Source organism: Flavobacterium sp. 25HG05S-40, assembly GCF_052654735.1.
The window spans coordinates 2,642,000-2,660,923 of record NZ_CP199750.1 but is presented as its reverse complement, the minus strand read 5'-3'; the positions used below and the strand labels follow the sequence as shown (position 1 = coordinate 2,660,923).

7 protein-coding genes are annotated in these 18,924 nt (G+C 40.5%); 5 read left to right on the top strand and 2 right to left on the bottom strand.

Going from position 1 to position 18,924, the window contains the following annotated elements; genetic code table 11:
* Positions 1-19: 19 nt before the first annotated feature.
* The 5 genes from ACULEU_RS11450 to pafA all read left to right on the top strand — a co-directional run bounded on the left by ACULEU_RS11450 (position 20) and on the right by pafA (position 16,507).
* A complete protein-coding gene (locus tag ACULEU_RS11450) occupies positions 20-964 on the top strand; it encodes an NAD(P)H-dependent flavin oxidoreductase (protein WP_445452723.1) in 945 nt (314 codons plus the stop codon).
* 364 nt (positions 965-1,328) lie between these two features.
* Positions 1,329-11,903: a T9SS type B sorting domain-containing protein gene (locus ACULEU_RS11445; RefSeq protein WP_445452722.1), complete on the top strand. Its 10,575-nt coding sequence runs from the start codon at positions 1,329-1,331 to the stop codon at positions 11,901-11,903.
* Positions 11,904-11,917: 14 nt separating this feature from the next.
* The gene (locus tag ACULEU_RS11440; RefSeq protein WP_445452721.1) at positions 11,918-12,877 is read left to right on the top strand and encodes a PorP/SprF family type IX secretion system membrane protein; all 960 of its coding nucleotides are present in this window, start codon (positions 11,918-11,920) and stop codon (positions 12,875-12,877) included.
* Positions 12,878-12,887: 10 nt separating this feature from the next.
* On the top strand, positions 12,888-14,768 hold the full coding sequence (locus tag ACULEU_RS11435) for an OmpA family protein (protein ID WP_445452720.1): 1,881 nt from the start codon (positions 12,888-12,890) through the stop codon (positions 14,766-14,768).
* 128 nt (positions 14,769-14,896) lie between these two features.
* Positions 14,897-16,507, top strand: coding sequence for an alkaline phosphatase PafA (gene pafA, locus ACULEU_RS11430; protein WP_445452719.1), 1,611 nt, complete (start codon positions 14,897-14,899; stop codon positions 16,505-16,507).
* A 17-nt stretch (positions 16,508-16,524) separates the two neighbouring features.
* On the opposite strand, the gene ACULEU_RS11425 is transcribed toward pafA, so the two are convergent.
* Together ACULEU_RS11425 and lysA are read right to left on the bottom strand one after the other, a co-directional pair.
* Complete coding sequence (locus tag ACULEU_RS11425) at positions 16,525-17,613, bottom strand: acyltransferase family protein (protein WP_445452718.1); 1,089 nt, start codon at positions 17,611-17,613, stop codon at positions 16,525-16,527.
* Positions 17,614-17,709: 96 nt separating this feature from the next.
* Positions 17,710-18,915 (bottom strand): diaminopimelate decarboxylase, encoded by a 1,206-nt coding sequence (gene lysA / locus ACULEU_RS11420; RefSeq protein WP_445452717.1) that lies wholly within the window; start codon positions 18,913-18,915, stop codon positions 17,710-17,712.
* Positions 18,916-18,924: the final 9 nt, after the last annotated feature.

Below are 18,924 nucleotides of genomic sequence, written 5' to 3'. Positions count from 1 at the left end.
GTAAATTAACTCACCATAAATGAACAAAATCACACAACTTTTCAATATAAAATATCCCATTATTCAAGGAGGAATGATTTGGAATAGTGGCTACAAATTAGCTAGTGCCGTAAGTAATTCGGGAGGTTTAGGGTTAATCGGAGCAGGCTCGATGTATCCCGATGTTTTACGAGAGCACATTCAGAAATGTAAAAAAGCTACTGACAAGCCATTTGGAGTAAATGTACCAATGTTGTATCCAAATATTGAAGAAATTATTCAAATCATTATTGAAGAAGAAGTGAAAATAGTCTTCACGTCAGCAGGTAATCCCAAAACATGGACAAGTTATTTGAAAGATAAAGGTATTGTTGTCGTACACGTTGTGAGCAGTTCTAAATTCGCAATGAAAGCTCAGGAAGCTGGAGTTGATGCCATTGTTGCTGAAGGTTTTGAAGCAGGTGGACACAATGGGAGAGAGGAAACTACCACCTTTACCTTAATTCCTATGGTTAAAGAAAATATTTCTATACCATTGATAGCTGCAGGTGGAATTGCAACTGGTAAAGGAATGTTAGCAGCTATGATTTTAGGTGCTGACGGCGTTCAGATGGGTTCACGCTTCGCAGCATCTTTTGAAAGTTCCGCTCATTCGAATTTTAAACAAATTGTAGTTGATGTAAAAGAGGGAGATACCCAGTTGACTTTGAAAGAATTGGCTCCGGTAAGATTGATAAAAAATAAATTTTATAATGATGTTCAGGAACTATATTCGAAATGCCCAACGACTGAAGATCTTAAAATACTTTTGGGAAGAGCAAGAGCTAAACGAGGAATGTTTGAAGGGGATTTAGTTGAAGGCGAATTAGAAATAGGACAAATAGCAGGACTAATTCACGAAATTAAAGAGGTCAAAGACATATTTAAAGAAATTATCTCAGAATTTGAATCATCGTCGAAAGCATTTCATAATCTAAAATTTTAAGTGGTACAAATTTTAACATTTGATAGTTGCCTAATAGAGTATTTAGACCAAACTTATTAACATTTTTTTATTTTTAAGTTTTATTTTTAGTTCATAAAACTACATAAAGAATTCTTTACTATTTGTTAAATAGTTTTTAGTCAAATGTTTATAAGTGGCGTTTGATAAAAGTTAAATGTTAATAATGTTCATTATTTTGTTTATAAGATTTTAATAAGTCAAAAACTGTAACTTTTATAATGAGTAATATAGTGGTGGTGTTTTCTGCTTTGAAGTGCATTATCAAATAGCGTGTAATTTTTACCAAACTTGCTATCTTAGGTATTGCCAATAAGTAGAAAATAGTTTAAAAACTATATTGCTTATGAGGATAACTACTCTTGTTAAAAATTATTTAATTTATTGTTTTTTATTAGTATCACTAGTAGGATACAATGAATCTATATATTCTCAATGTCCTACTGTTGGTAATCCAAATCAATCCTTTTGTGATATACAATCACCTACTGTAGCAAGTCTTCTTGCGACTGATAATGGAGCTGGTGTCAGTTGGTACGCCAATGCAACTGGAGGAGCACCTTTATTAAGTTCGTCAAGTTTGATTAATGGCGAAGATTATTTTGCTGATGATAGTACTGGATCTTGCGGGGTTAGACAAAGTGTTGTTGTTACTGTGTATTCTGCACCAACAGGTGCAAATTTTCAAGGAGTATGTGTCACTAGTTTAAATCTGGCTACACCTTCAAACCCACAATTTGTTATATCTGGTAATGGATTGCAATGGTATACAACGCCAGTTGGAGGTACTGCTATTTCAAGTTCTACAATCCTTTCGGATAATACTATATATTATATAAGTCAGACAAATCCCGATACAGGATGTGAAACGTCTAGGCTTCAATTATTTGTAAATGTTGGTTTAGTTCCAGTTCCAATTGGTCCAGCAATTCAAGAATTTTGTGATACTGGAAGTCCGCCAACTGTTGCTGATTTAGTGGCTTCAGGAAATAACAATTGGTATTTAACATCTACTTTTGGAGTTCCATTAGATTTATCGACGCCTTTAATAAATGGACAATTTTATTATGCTACAACTGTAGATCCGCCTTGCGAAAGTAGCGATAGGCTTGAGGTATTAGTAAATATTTATCAGCCTAATGATGCGGGTAATGATGGTAGTAGAGGAATTTGTATCAGCGATGTTCCGACTACAGTGCCTTTTAATTTATTTGATTTATTAGGAGGAACACCTGATGCTACTGGCGTTTGGACAGGACCAATCACAACGAGCAACGGTTCATTAGGGACAATCAATCCTTCAACAATGACTTTGTCAGGAAGTCCGTATGTTTTTACCTACACGGTTTCCTCAGCATTGTGCGCAACTGACATATCAAATGTAATAATTACCATCAATCCAACGCCAACAGTTAGTGTTACGAGTGCACCAGTTTGTCAGGGCACACCGGCTACGGTAACGGCTACGCCAACACCAGCTGGGACATATAGTTATGTTTGGACAGTTCCTTCAGGGGCAACCAACCCCGGCAATGTAGCTACGTTTACCACTACAACAGCGGGAGTTTACAGTGTTATCATAACCAATAATAGTACTACCTGTCCGAGTCAACCGGGACAGACCACAGTTGTTATCAATCCAACGCCAACGGTTAGTGTGACCAGCGCACCTGTTTGTCAGGGCACACGTGCTACGGTAACCGCTACACCCACACCAGCTGGGACTTACAGTTTTGTTTGGACAGTTCCTTCAGGAGCGACCAACCCCGGCAATGTAGCTACGTTTACCACTACAACAGCGGGAGTTTACAGTGTTATCATAACCAATACCAGTACTACCTGTCCGAGTCAACCGGGACAGACCACAGTTGTTATCAATCCAACGCCAACGGTTAGTGTGACCAGCGCACCTGTTTGTCAGGGCACACCGGCTACGGTAACCGCTACACCCACACCAGCTGGGACTTACAGTTTTGTTTGGACGGTTCCTTCAGGAGCGACCAACCCCGGCAATGTAGCTACGTTTACCACTACAACAGCGGGAGTTTACAGTGTTATCATAACCAATACCAGTACTACCTGTCCGAGTCAACCGGGACAGACCACTGTTGTTATCAATCCAACGCCAACGGTTAGTGTGACCAGCGCACCGGTTTGTCAGGGTACACCGGCTACGGTAACCGCTACACCCACACCAGCTGGGACTTACAGTTTTGTTTGGACAGTTCCTTCAGGAGCGACCAACCCCGGCAATGTAGCTACGTTTACCACTACAACAGCAGGAGTTTACAGTGTTATAATCACCAATACCAATACTACCTGTCCAAGTCAACCGGGACAGACCACTGTTGTTATCAATCCAACGCCAACGGTTAGTGTGACCAGCGCACCGGTTTGTCAGGGTACACCGGCTACGGTAACCGCTACACCCACACCAGCTGGGACTTACAGTTTTGTTTGGACAGTTCCTTCAGGAGCGACCAACCCCGGCAATGTAGCTACGTTTACCACTACAACAGCAGGAGTTTACAGTGTTATCATAACCAATATCAGTACTACCTGTCCAAGTCAACCGGGACAGACCACTGTTGTTATCAATCCAACGCCAACGGTTAGTGTGACCAGCGCACCGGTTTGTCAGGGTACACCGGCTACGGTAACCGCTACACCCACACCAGCTGGGACTTACAGTTTTGTTTGGACAGTTCCTTCAGGAGCGACCAACCCCGGCAATGTAGCTACGTTTACCACTACAACAGCAGGAGTTTACAGTGTTATCATCACCAATACCAATACTACCTGTCCAAGTCAACCGGGACAGACCACTGTTGTTATCAATCCAACGCCAACGGTTAGTGTGACCAGCGCACCAGTTTGTCAGGGCACACCGGCTACGGTAACGGCTACGCCAACACCAGCTGGGACATATAGTTATGTTTGGACAGTTCCTTCAGGGGCAACCAACCCCGGCAATGTAGCTACGTTTACCACTACAACAGCGGGAGTTTACAGTGTTATCATAACCAATAATAGTACTACCTGTCCGAGTCAACCGGGACAGACCACAGTTGTTATCAATCCAACGCCAACGGTTAGTGTGACCAGCGCACCTGTTTGTCAGGGCACACGTGCTACGGTAACCGCTACACCCACACCAGCTGGGACTTACAGTTTTGTTTGGACAGTTCCTTCAGGAGCGACCAACCCCGGCAATGTAGCTACGTTTACCACTACAACAGCGGGAGTTTACAGTGTTATCATAACCAATACCAGTACTACCTGTCCGAGTCAACCGGGACAGACCACAGTTGTTATCAATCCAACGCCAACGGTTAGTGTGACCAGCGCACCTGTTTGTCAGGGCACACCGGCTACGGTAACCGCTACACCCACACCAGCTGGGACTTACAGTTTTGTTTGGACGGTTCCTTCAGGAGCGACCAACCCCGGCAATGTAGCTACGTTTACCACTACAACCGCGGGAGTTTACAGTGTTATCATAACCAATACCAGTACTACCTGTCCGAGTCAACTGGGACAGACTACAGTTGTTATCAATCCAACGCCAACGGTTAGTGTGACCAGCGCACCGGTTTGTCAGGGCACACCGGCTACGGTAACCGCTACACCCACACCAGCTGGGACTTACAGTTTTGTTTGGACAGTTCCTTCAGGAGCGACCAACCCCGGCAATGTAGCTACGTTTACCACTACAACAGCGGGAGTTTACAGTGTTATCATAACCAATACCAGTACTACCTGTCCGAGTCAACCGGGACAGACCACTGTTGTTATCAATCCAACGCCAACGGTTAGTGTGACCAGCGCACCGGTTTGTCAGGGCACACCGGCTACGGTAACCGCTACACCCACACCAGCTGGGACTTACAGTTTTGTTTGGACAGTTCCTTCAGGAGCGACCAACCCCGGCAATGTAGCTACGTTTACCACTACAACAGCGGGAGTTTACAGTGTTATCATAACCAATACCAGTACTACCTGTCCGAGTCAACCGGGACAGACCACTGTTGTTATCAATCCAACGCCAACGGTTAGTGTGACCAGCGCACCGGTTTGTCAGGGTACACCGGCTACGGTAACCGCTACACCCACACCAGCTGGGACTTACAGTTTTGTTTGGACAGTTCCTTCAGGAGCGACCAACCCCGGCAATGTAGCTACGTTTACCACTACAACAGCAGGAGTTTACAGTGTTATCATCACCAATACCAATACTACCTGTCCAAGTCAACCGGGACAGACCACTGTTGTTATCAATCCAACGCCAACGGTTAGTGTGACCAGCGCACCGGTTTGTCAGGGTACACCGGCTACGGTAACCGCTACACCCACACCAGCTGGGACTTACAGTTTTGTTTGGACAGTTCCTTCAGGAGCGACCAACCCCGGCAATGTAGCTACGTTTACCACTACAACAGCAGGAGTTTACAGTGTTATCATAACCAATATCAGTACTACCTGTCCAAGTCAACCGGGACAGACCACTGTTGTTATCAATCCAACGCCAACGGTTAGTGTGACCAGCGCACCAGTTTGTCAGGGCACACCGGCTACGGTAACGGCTACGCCAACACCAGCTGGGACATATAGTTATGTTTGGACAGTTCCTTCAGGGGCAACCAACCCCGGCAATGTAGCTACGTTTACCACTACAACAGCGGGAGTTTACAGTGTTATAATCACCAATACCAATACTACCTGTCCAAGTCAACCGGGACAGACCACTGTTGTTATCAATCCAACGCCAACGGTTAGTGTGACCAGCGCACCGGTTTGTCAGGGTACACCGGCTACGGTAACCGCTACACCCACACCAGCTGGGACTTACAGTTTTGTTTGGACAGTTCCTTCAGGAGCGACCAACCCCGGCAATGTAGCTACGTTTACCACTACAACAGCAGGAGTTTACAGTGTTATCATCACCAATACCAATACTACCTGTCCAAGTCAACCGGGACAGACCACTGTTGTTATCAATCCAACGCCAACGGTTAGTGTGACCAGCGCACCAGTTTGTCAGGGCACACCGGCTACGGTAACGGCTACGCCAACACCAGCTGGGACATATAGTTATGTTTGGACAGTTCCTTCAGGGGCAACCAACCCCGGCAATGTAGCTACGTTTACCACTACAACAGCGGGAGTTTACAGTGTTATCATAACCAATAATAGTACTACCTGTCCGAGTCAACCGGGACAGACCACAGTTGTTATCAATCCAACGCCAACGGTTAGTGTGACCAGCGCACCTGTTTGTCAGGGCACACGTGCTACGGTAACCGCTACACCCACACCAGCTGGGACTTACAGTTTTGTTTGGACAGTTCCTTCAGGAGCGACCAACCCCGGCAATGTAGCTACGTTTACCACTACAACAGCGGGAGTTTACAGTGTTATCATAACCAATACCAGTACTACCTGTCCGAGTCAACCGGGACAGACCACAGTTGTTATCAATCCAACGCCAACGGTTAGTGTGACCAGCGCACCTGTTTGTCAGGGCACACCGGCTACGGTAACCGCTACACCCACACCAGCTGGGACTTACAGTTTTGTTTGGACGGTTCCTTCAGGAGCGACCAACCCCGGCAATGTAGCTACGTTTACCACTACAACAGCGGGAGTTTACAGTGTTATCATAACCAATACCAGTACTACCTGTCCGAGTCAACCGGGACAGACTACAGTTGTTATCAATCCAGTGCCTAATGCAGGAAATGATGGCATACTAAATATTTGCTCTAATCAAAATCCAGTTGATTTATTTAATTCACTATTAGGAGTACCACAATTAGGGGGGACATGGTCGCCAGCTTTGGTCAGTGGTACAGGAATATTTAATCCGGCTGTAGATTTAGCCACAGTTTATACCTACACAATCACAGGAATTGCGCCATGTATCGATGATCAAGCAACAGTTACAGTGAATGTAACGCAAGGTCCAGAGGCTGGTACTGATAATTCACTTGTATTATGTGTCAATAATCCACCTCAAGATTTGTTTTTATTATTGGGAACAAATGCGCAACCAGGAGGGAGTTGGTCACCACCTTTAGCTAGTGGTACAGGAGTATTCAATCCAGCAGTTGATCCAGCAGGTGACTATGTTTATACATTATCTGGAAATCAACCATGTGATAATGATTTTGCAACGGTTTCAGTGACAGTGAATCCAATTCCGGATGCAGGGACAGATGGAACGAAAATATTTTGTTCTAATGGAACTCCAGAGGATTTATTTCTATCGCTTGGTGGAACGCCACAAACAGGAGGAACTTGGTCACCAGCTTTAACTAGTGGAACAGGAGTATTTAATCCAGCATTAGATACAGCTACCACATATACGTATACAGTAGGAGGTACTTGTATTACACCATCAACAGCAACGGTAACTGTAACAATAATTCTAGCTCCAAACTCAGGTGGAACGGGACAAACAGTAACTACTTGTGCTGATATTACTTCATTAGATTTGTTTACTGGTTTAGATGGGTCACAAGGATCCGGTAGTTGGAATGATGATGATGCAACAGGAGCACTTATAAATAACATTTTCAATCCATCAATAGTTGGTATAGGGACTTACAATTTTACGTATACAGTTCCGGGAACATCGCCGTGTGCTGATGCTACATCAACAGTTACCGTAGTAGTCAATCCTTTGCCAAATTCAGGAACCGCTATTGCTGCTCCGTCTGTTTGTACATCAATTGGATCTATTGATTTAAATACGCTGTTAACAGGTCAGGATTCTGGTGGAATTTGGTCTGCACCTTCACCTGTTGACATTAGTAATTTTGTCGCAGGAACTTATACTTACAGTTATTCTGTTACTAATTCTTGTGGTACGGCTACAACTAATGTTCAATTCATTATTTTACCCAATCCGGTATTGGTTGCTACTAATATTGCTAACACAGCAGTTTGCATTGGCCTAGATGCAGTGGTAAATTTATCAGGAATGGTAGATGGAAATTATAGTTTAGTTTATAGTTTAAGTGGTAGTAATACATTAGCCAATCAAACCACTACTATAGTAATATCTGGAGGAATAGGAAGTTTTACAGTACCAGCTGCTAGTATTCCAAATGTAGGAACAACAACAATAACATTTAATACTATTCAAAATACAGATACTTCTTGCCAAGTAAACTTAACGAATATCATTGCAACCATAACTGTTAATCCATTGGTACAAATAGATAATACCAATATAGCCGTTTCCTCAATTTGTCTTGGTTCTGATGCCGTTGTAACTATTGCCAATGCAGTGAATCTTCCTGATGGTGTGTATCAATTTGATTATTCTGTTTCAGCAGGAACACCTCCTACAGGAAATTCTGGCAACGTTACTATTGCAGGTGGCTCTGGTCAGTTTAACGTTCCGGCTTCAGTCTTTACTACAGCTGGAAATTACACGATTACCATTAGTGGCATTACTATAACATCGGGGTGTTCTAATACTAGTCAAGATGCAAACATTACGTTCGCAGTGGTTACGCCATTATCAGCAGGGACAGCGATTCCAGCTCCATCACTTTGTGCTTCCGCTGGTACTGTAGATTTAAATACATTGCTAACAGGTCAGGATTTAGGAGGGACTTGGTCCGATGTTACTCCGGTAGACATTACCAACTTTGCACCCGGAACTTATACCTATACTTACACGGTGACCAATGTCTGCGGAACTGATACCGAAGATGTTCAATTTATTATTTTACCAAATCCGGTATTGGTTGCTACTAATATTGCCAACACAGCAGTTTGTATTGGGTTAGATGCAGTGGTAAATTTATCCGGAATGGTTGATGGAAATTATAGTTTAGTGTACAGTTTAAGTGGCAGTAATACAGTAGCCAATCAAACCGTTACTATAGTAATATCAGGAGGAGCAGGAAGTTTTACAGTGCCTGCTGCGAGTATTCCTAATGTAGGAACAACTACAATAACATTTACTACTATTCAAAATACGGATACCTCTTGTCAAGTAACCTTAACCAATATTATTGCAACAATAACGGTTAATCCATTGGTACAGATAGATAATACCAATATAGCTGTATCATCAATTTGTCTTGGTTCTGATGCCCTTGTAACGATAACCAATGCAGTAAATCTTCCTGATGGTGTCTATCAATTTGATTATTCTGTTTCAGCAGGAACACCTCCTACAGGAAATTCAGGCAATGTTACTATTGCAGGTGGCTCTGGTCAGTTTAACGTTCCGGCTTCCGTCTTTACTACGGCTGGAAATTACACGCTTACCATTAGTGGTGTCACCATAACTACAGGGTGTTCTAATACTAGTCAAGATGCAAACATTACGTTCGCAGTGGTTACACCATTATCAGCTGGGACAGCGATTCCAGCTCCATCACTTTGTGCTTCCGTAGGTACTGTTGATTTAAATACTTTGTTAACAGGTCAGGATTTAGGAGGAACTTGGTCCGATATTAATCCGGTAGACATTACCAACTTTGCACCCGGAACATACACCTATACTTACACGGTAACCAATGCCTGCGGAACCGATACAGAAGATGTTCAATTTATTATTTTACCCAATCCGATTTTAGTTACATCAAACATAGCTAATGCAACCGCTTGTATCGGGTTAGACGCTGTAGTTACTTTAAACGGAATGGTCGACGGAACGTATACTGTCAATTACGATTTAAGTGGAAGCAACGTATTGGCAAATCAATCTGCAACGATTGTAATTTCTGGAGGAACAGGTAGTTTCACAATTCCAGCAGCTAATATTCCAAACTCAGGAACAACAACCATTACATTTACAACTATTCAGGATAGCAGTTCTACTTGTCAATCTACATTGACAAACGTAACCGGAACGATTACTATCAATCCAATTGTTCAAATTGATAACGCGAATTTAGCAGTTTCCTCTATTTGTCTTGGTTCAAACGCTATTGTTGATATTACCAATGCTGTGAATCTTCCGGATGGCGTTTATCAGTTTGATTATACCATTCCTACAGGAAATCCAACCACCGGAAATTCAGGTGATGTTACAATAACAGCTGGAGTTGGGCAGTTTAGTATTCCTGCTTCGGTTTTTGCAACCGTTGGAAGTTATACCATCACTATAGACGGAATAACAACAATTTCTGGATGTTCCAACACCAGTGAAGATGCCAACATTACTTTTGCTGTCGTGGCACCTTTAACTGCAGGAACAGCCGTGACGCCATCAGTATCAGTTTGTCCATCGGTTGGAATTATAGATTTGAATACTTTACTAACCGGTCAGGATGCTGGAGGTGTTTGGACAGATAGTGCATCAGTCGTTGTTACATCTCCTTTGACAATAATTACTTTTCCAGCGGGAAGTTATTCTTATACTTATACAGTAACGAATGCTTGTGGAACGGATTCTGAAGTGGTTCAGTTTACCATTTTAGCCAACCCACAACTAACAACAGTAAATATCGCAACCACACCAAGTTGTATCGGAAGCGATTCGGTTGTTTCATTGTCCGGAATGGTCGATGGAACCTATACTTTGAATTACGATTTAAGTGGAAGCAATACACTTGTAGGTCAAACTGTAGTAGCTACCATTACATCTGGAATAGGAAGTTTTACTATTCCAACAGCTTCGATTCCTAATAGTGGCACTACTGTAATAACCTTTACTAGTATTGTTAACAACACATCAACTTGTACCAACTCACTAAGTAATGTCACTGCTCAGTTAATCATTAATCCTTTGGCGGATATTGATACGGTAAATTTGACGATTCCAACGATATGTCTTGGAAATAATGTAGTGGTAAATATAGCTGGTGCATCCACACTTCCTGACGGAGTCTATCAGTTTACTTATTCCATTCCAGGTGCTACTCCAGTTACTGGAAGCTCTGGTGATGTTACTGTTACTTCCGGTGCAGGGCAGTTCACCATTCCGTCCGCTTCATTTACGGCTGCGGGAAATTATACATTAACAATAACAGCCATAACATCGACGACTGGTTGTAGCAATACCAATGAAAATGCCACCGCTAATTTCACGATTACTCCAGTTCCAAATACTACAGGTGCTTCGGTTTCTGCTTTAGATACGTGTATTAATTTCGGAACTGATGTGACTATATCAGGAGCTACTAATTTACCGGACGGAAACTATACTATAACGTATCAATTAAGCGGAGCCAATTCGGCCACAGCTAACATTCCGGTAACTTTTACGAGTGGTACTTCAACCTTTACAATTCCGGGTTCCGACATAGTAAACAATGGCGAGACTACTATCGCAATAAATGATTTAACCTCTACTGTAACATCATGTGGGGTTTCCGGCACCGCTTTCCCAACAGTTACTTTTACCGTAGCTGCATTACCAATACCAGTTCTAATAGAGCGAGGCAATCTATTTTGTGGATTGGATATTCCGGCACCGACAATTGCCGATTTATCTGCGAACATCATCGGAACACCTACAATGATTTGGTACAATGCGCCAACTGGCGGAACGGCTTATAGTGACACTGATTTATTGGTTAACGGAACCATCTATTATGGAGCGGTTGTCTCTGCTAATGGTTGCGAAAGTGAACGTCTTCCAGTTACAATTGATTTAACAATCTGTGATATCGTAATCCCAGATGGATTCTCACCGAACAATGATTTCATCAATGATACCTTTGAAATACCAAACTTGGCTATACAATATCCTAATTTCAAAATGGAAATCTATAATCGTTATGGAAATCTAATTTATAAAGGGGATAGAAATATTCCTAATTGGGACGGAACAACCACAGTAAGTGGCTTAAATCTTGGCGACAAATTACTGCCTACAGGCGTGTATTTCTATATTCTAGAATTCAATGACGGAACAAGAAAGCCAGTACAAGGTAGAGTATATCTAAACAGATAAGGATGAGTGCAACTATGAAACATAAAATTATAAAATACCTCTTAGTACTGCTTGTTATATTTTTGACTTCAAAATTACAAGCACAACAAGACCCACAGTTTACGCATTATATGTACAATATGAGTGTGATGAATCCGGCTTATGCAACCGATAATCCTGATGTTATTAACCTGGGCGGTTTGTATCGTGCTCAATGGGTTGGAATAAAAGGAGCACCAACGACGCAAACCTTTTTTGCACATAAACCTTTGTCCAAAAGAGTAGAAGTAGGGATTTCGTTTGTCCATGATGAAATTGGTGACGTAGTAAAGGAAAACAATATTTTTGCCGACTTTGCGTATGTCTTACCAATAGGTCAGTCCACTAAACTGTCATTCGGAATCAAAGCGGGAGTTACTTTATTTGATACGAATTTTAACGGATTTGTTTTAACCGATCCACTTCCAGATCCTGCATTTCAAAATAATATTAGTCAAGTGTTCCCTAATATTGGAACCGGAATGTATTTGTTTGGGGATAATTACTACGCCGGCCTTTCAGCACCAAATTTAATGACTTCTAGACATATTGAAACCATCAACGGTAAACCCGGAAGTGGTGTAGAATCGGTGCACTTTTTCCTAACGGGTGGTTATGTTTTTACCTTTAATGGCAATGATAACATCAAGCTAAAACCTGCATTTATGGCCAAGGGAGTAGAAGGAGCGCCGTTATCTTTAGATGTTACCACAAATATTCTGATTAATAATAAATTCGAATTAGGTGCGGGTTATCGAATGGGAGATTCTGTAAGTGGTTTGGCAAGTTTTTATATAACACCACAACTCAGAATAGGATATTCTTATGATTACACGCTTACCAATTTAAGTGCCTTCAATTCGGGTTCTCACGAGTTTTTTCTGTTGTACGATTTAGATTTAAATAAACTTTCTTCTTCGGGTAAAGGATATGATAAATCACCGAGATTCTTTTAAAATGAAAATGATGAAAAAAATATACTACATACTTTTTGTTTTTTGCAGTATCACCACTCTTTTTGCCCAAAAAAAAGTCAGTGTAAAACAAGCTAATACCTTGTTTGCCAGTAAATCCTACGTGAAGGCTGCGGAAGCTTATGAACAGCTACCGCAGAGCAGAGAGGTTTTACAAAATCTGGGTGATTGCTACTATTATAATTTTCAGATGACCAATGCGGTTCGTGCCTACGGACAGTTGTTCTTTACGTTTAAAGACAGTGTAAAAAAAGAGGTTTTCTTTAGGTATGCCAATGCTTTAAAAGGAACAAAAGACTTTGATAAAGGCGATGGCATCATGGGAGAATATTTAGGTTTTGAGCAAAACACACCTAAGTTCATGAAAAACATTACTCGTAATGTTCCCGATAGTTATAAACTGCAAATGATGTCCAAAAATAAAACCAATGGTGATTTCGGAATTTCTTTTTTTGGCGATAAAGTTACGTTTGCCTCCGTTAGAAATGCTGATGAAAAGGCCTATGGTTGGAATGACAGACCCTATTTGGATTTGTTTTCCGCTTCGGTAAATGACAAAGGACAATTATCAAATATAGCACCGTTTTCGGAGGTCATCAATACCAAAAAACACGAGAGTAATGCGACATTCAGCTCCGATTTAAAAACCATGTATTTCAACCGAAGTGGAGAAAAGCAGGTTAAGATTGGCGAAGAAAAAGTGGCCATGGTTAAAATATATAAAGCAGAATTTGTAAACGGAAAGTGGGACAACGTAACCCTGCTTCCTTTCTCAAGTGATACCTATTGCGTGCAGCATCCCTTTTTGACCAAAGATGGAAAGAAACTTTATTTTTCTAGTGATATGCCTGGTTCGTTGGGTTCGTTTGATATTTATGTTGTTGATGTAAACGAAGATGGAACTTACAGTCAGCCCCGAAATTTAGGCGAAAACATCAATACCATTCAAAGGGAACAATTCCCATTTCTTACCGAAGACGGCACTTTGTATTTTGCTTCGGATGGCCATCAGGGCAACGGAAATTTAGACGTCTTTATGAGCTTGAAATTAAGTGATACCGAGTTTGATAAACCTTTAAATCTTGGTTCAACCATCAATAGCGAAATGGATGACTTCAATTTTATCCTTGACGAAAAAAATGATGTAGGTTATTTTGCTTCAAACAGAACAGGTGATGATAATCTATACACTTTCGTTCGGGAAGAAAACAAACAACAGTATTTGGTAGAAGGTGAAGTACGTGATATGAAATCGATGCAGCTTTTGCCGGGCTCTACTGTGAAATTATTTGATGAAGCCGGAAATCTTTTAGAAGAGGTTTTGGTTGGCAAAGATGGATCGTTTACCTTTAATACGGAACCCAATAAAAAGTATAAAATTATGGCTTTCAAGGATTTCTATATCCCGGCAGAAGCTACGTTTGATACGAGTCAAAAAGGTAAAGTTTATATCGATTTACAGATGAAAGTGGAGTCCTATTATGACGCAGAAGACATCATCAACATGAAGGAGGATGGAACTGTTTTAATTGAATTGGAAAACATCTATTTTGATTTGGACAAATGGAATATCAAGCCACAAGCTGCTGAAGTATTGAATGTCTTGCTGGGCATCCTTAAAAAGTATCCTTACATGGAAATTTTGATTGGTTCGCATACGGACAGTCGTGCTTCCGAAATGTATAACTTACGATTGTCCAATAAAAGAGCTGCATCTGCATTAGAGTATCTGGTGCAAAATGGTATCGACAGAAAACGATTAAAATCAATGGGATATGGCGAAAGTAAGCCTTTGATTATTTGTCCGAAAAATGATTGTACTGAGGCAGAACATGCTGTCAATCGTAGATGTACCTTCATGATCTTGAAGTAAGAGTTAGTTGTATTGATTGTTGTTATAGTTTAAATTTGAATTTTGAAGGAATGCACACTCTACGAGTGTGCATTTTTTTTGAGTACAATTCAAGGCGAATCTGTACTTTTGTTGAAACAGTATACCTTATGAAAAAGCTGCTCACCTTCGTTTTTTTTACCCTGATTTTTAGTAGTACTGCACAAGAACGTCCAAAGCTTGTGGTCGGAATTGTAGTGGATCAAATGAAAACCGAATACTTGTATCGCTTCCAAAGTGATTTTTCAGAAAATGGTTTTAAACGATTGATGAAAGACGGTTATACATTTTATAACATGCACTATAATTATATGCCAACCTACACTGCGCCGGGACATGCTTCTATTTATACAGGAACAACACCTTCTATGCACGGAATTGTTAGCAACGAATGGTTCAGCAGAACCTTGGGTAAGGAATTGTATTGTACCGATGATGCTTCGGTTAAAGGATTAGGCGAAAGTGGTAAAGGCGAAGGCGAAATGTCTCCTAAAAATCTTCAGGCAACAACCATCACAGACGAGCTTCGTTTGTCGACCAATTTTAAAGGAAAAGTAATCGGAATCAGTATCAAAGACAGAGGTGCCATTCTTCCTGCAGGACATTTTGCTAATTGGGCTTTTTGGTACAGCAAAACCGGAAACTTTATTTCTAGTACGTTTTACGGAGAAAAACTTCCGGATTGGGTAACCGAATTCAACGCCCAAAAAGGGTATATGAAGTACATCAATCAGGGATGGAATTTGTTAAAACCTGTTGCAACCTATGACGAAAGTTTGGCAGATGATAATCCGTATGAAGGCCGATTGTATAAAGTAGACAAACCTATTTTTCCGTATGATTTAAAAGCGATGTATGATAAAAACGATGCTGGTGTATTACGTGTGACTCCTTTTGGGAATGATTATGTTGCCGATTTTGCAAAACTGGCTATCGAAAAAGAAGCCTTAGGGAAAGATAGTGTTACCGATTTTCTTGCAGTGAGTTTCTCTTCTACAGATTATGTTGGACATATTCTTGGACCCCGTTCCGTAGAATTACAAGATACGTATTTGCGCTTGGACTTGACTATTGCTGACTTTTTAAATTATCTGGATAAGACTGTAGGGAAAGGAAATTATTTAGTCTTTTTGACAGCAGATCATGCCGGAGCGGAGAATGTAAAATATCTTAAAGACAACAAATATGCTATCAATAATCTGGATGGTAAAGCGCTTACAAAAGACGTGAAAAAATTCTCAACAGATACCTTTGGAGAAGATTTAGTAACAGAGTATGGTAGTTTTAATTTGTATTTTGATAAAGAAAAGATTAAAGCGAAAGGCCTAGATTTAGTCAAAGTAAAACAAGCTTTCAAAGAGTACCTGATGACGCAAGACTATGTAAAAAGAGTGTATACAGAAGAAGAAGTATTGGCTAATTCAGGAGCAGAACATCACTTAGATTGTATCGCCAAAGGCTATGATGCCACTCAAAATGGTGATTTGATCGTGTTGTTTAAACCCGGTTATATCGAATATGGTGCTACCGGAACGTCTCACGGATCAACTTACAGTTATGATACGCATGTACCACTTTTGTTTTATGGTTGGAAAATTCCAAAAGGAGCAACCCATGATAAAAAAGTGATCACTCAAATTGCACCAACCTTGGCTCAAAAATTAAAAATAACACAACCAAACGCCACAGAATCAGAAGTTTTAACTGAAATTTTGGAGTGATGCTATTTCGACGCTGATTAACGACTGGCAACCACTCTTTTTTGTCTGATTTTTTCAATTCTTTTAGCAACCAAATTATTTAAAAGTATTGAAAAAGCTATGGTAACTACTGCTAGTGTTAGTCCCATTCCACCAAGAGTTGGGATGTTGAGCGCTTTCAGCACTACAAAGACAAGTATGTGTGAGATGTAAATCGGATAGGATAATTCGCCAATGTAAGCATCCCTTTTCCAGTTTTTTGTCAGCATAAATATAAAGGGCAATACTAGGAAGAATCCACTTAGATATAAAAACTTTTTACCAGGTATGGGCAAAAAATTATAGAATATCGTAGCTCCTAAAACCCCAAGCCAAACAAGTTTGAGATATACGTCCTTTATCACCATAGTTTGTAACTTTTTATAGATGTGGTACGAAACAATGCCGGAAAGGAAGAAAACCAATTCTGTTGGAAAAAAGCGATATGTCCAAGGATCGTTTTTCAAATTGAAATGATAGTATAGCACTATCCTCAAAAGAAGTGATGCAATAATTAACGGAATAATCACTTTAAGTTTTCTCCGAACAATAAAAGGTGCAATAAGATAGAACGCTATTTCCACACCAATAGTCCACGCTTGCGGAATCATCAAAAAGTTATAAAGTTCCGGTGGATTTCTATGGAAATTCAAGGTAAAAAATAAATTTCCAGTGTCTGTGTTTAGAGAGAAAAACATAACGGCATCTTGCAGGAACAGAAATAAATTGGTAAATATTAGAAAGATAATACTAACAATTCCCATGGAATCCCAGTATTCATAGAAATAACTAAAACTCCCCAAATCATTCCCATTGGATGAAACGGATAGTACCACAGAATACAATACCGTTAAGAGTAGCACGACCCAATATATGGGATAAAGCCGCAAAAGTCTATTGGAGATGAATAGTTTATAGGAATCATTTTTACCAACGTATTTTTCGTTAAGAATTAACGTCATATAAAAACCTGAAATCACATAAAAGGACTGAACGGCTATCACACCGCCAACAAATTCAAACCCAAAAAGAGAGCTTGAATGACCTAATACAACGGATAATGCTAAAAGAAATCGTAATAAACCCATAGATGTTTTATAGTAATGTTTTGCTACGGCACTAATATACAATTCTATAAAACACTTGGTAATTTATTTTGTAAAAAAATGGAATACGATGCGGAATTACAAGTCAAGCAGAATTTGATTCTGAAGTAAATCACCCAAAGTTTCGCGTTCCCGAATCAAATGTCCTTTGCCATCTTTCCACAAAACTTCTGCTGGTTTGTAGCGCGAATTATAGTTTGATGCCATCGAGAAGCAATAAGCTCCGGCATTTTTGAAACAAAGAATATCACCTTCGTGAATTTCTGAAATCCGGCGGTTGTTGGCAAAAGTATCCGTTTCACAGATATAGCCTACCACGGTATAAAAACGCTCTTTTCCTTTTGGGTTCGAAATGTTTTCAATACTGTGCTGCGAACCGTAAAACATCGGACGAATCAAGTGATTGAATCCACTGTCAATGCCTGCAAAAACGGTGGACGTAGTTTGTTTGACTACATTTACTTTTGCTAAAAAATAACCCGCTTCACTGACTAAAAATTTTCCAGGCTCGAACGCTAAAGTGAGCTCTCGACCGTATTCTTTTTCAAAGGCCAAAAAGCGTTTGGTTAGCTTTTTACCTAATTCTTCTATGTTGGTTTCGATATCGTCTTTTTTGTACGGAACCTTAAATCCGGAACCAAAATCCAGAAATTCTAAGTTTTTGAACTGTTTTGCGGTGTCAAACAAAATTTCCGAGGCGTATAAAAACACTTCGATGTCCAAAATGTCAGAACCTGTATGCATGTGGATTCCGTTGATATTCATCTTGGTATTCTCCACAATGCGCAATACATGTGGAATCTGATAAATAGAAATGCCAAATTTGCTGTCGATGTGTCCCACAGAAATATTCTCATTGCCACCAGCCATTACATGCGGATTAATCCGAATGCAAACCGGAGTTTTTGGATGTTTGGCACCAAAATGTTCTAATACCGAAAGATTATCAATATTGATTTGAACTCCCAAAGACGCTACTTCTTCAATTTCTTCAAACGATACACCGTTTGGCGTAAAAATGATTTTATCCGGAGTAAACCCGGCATGCAAACCCAATTGTACTTCCTGAATGGAAACCGTATCCAATCCCGAACCTAAACTTTTCAGGAGCTTCAGAATCGAAATATTGGACAACGCTTTCATTGCATAATTGATACGCAACTTTTCCACTTTGGAGAATGCTTTGGACAGACGATTATACTGTGAAGCAATTTTATCCGCATCATAAACATATAACGGATTTCCAAATTCGTTGGCTAAGTCGAGTAATTCTTTGGGTTGCATAGTTTTTTT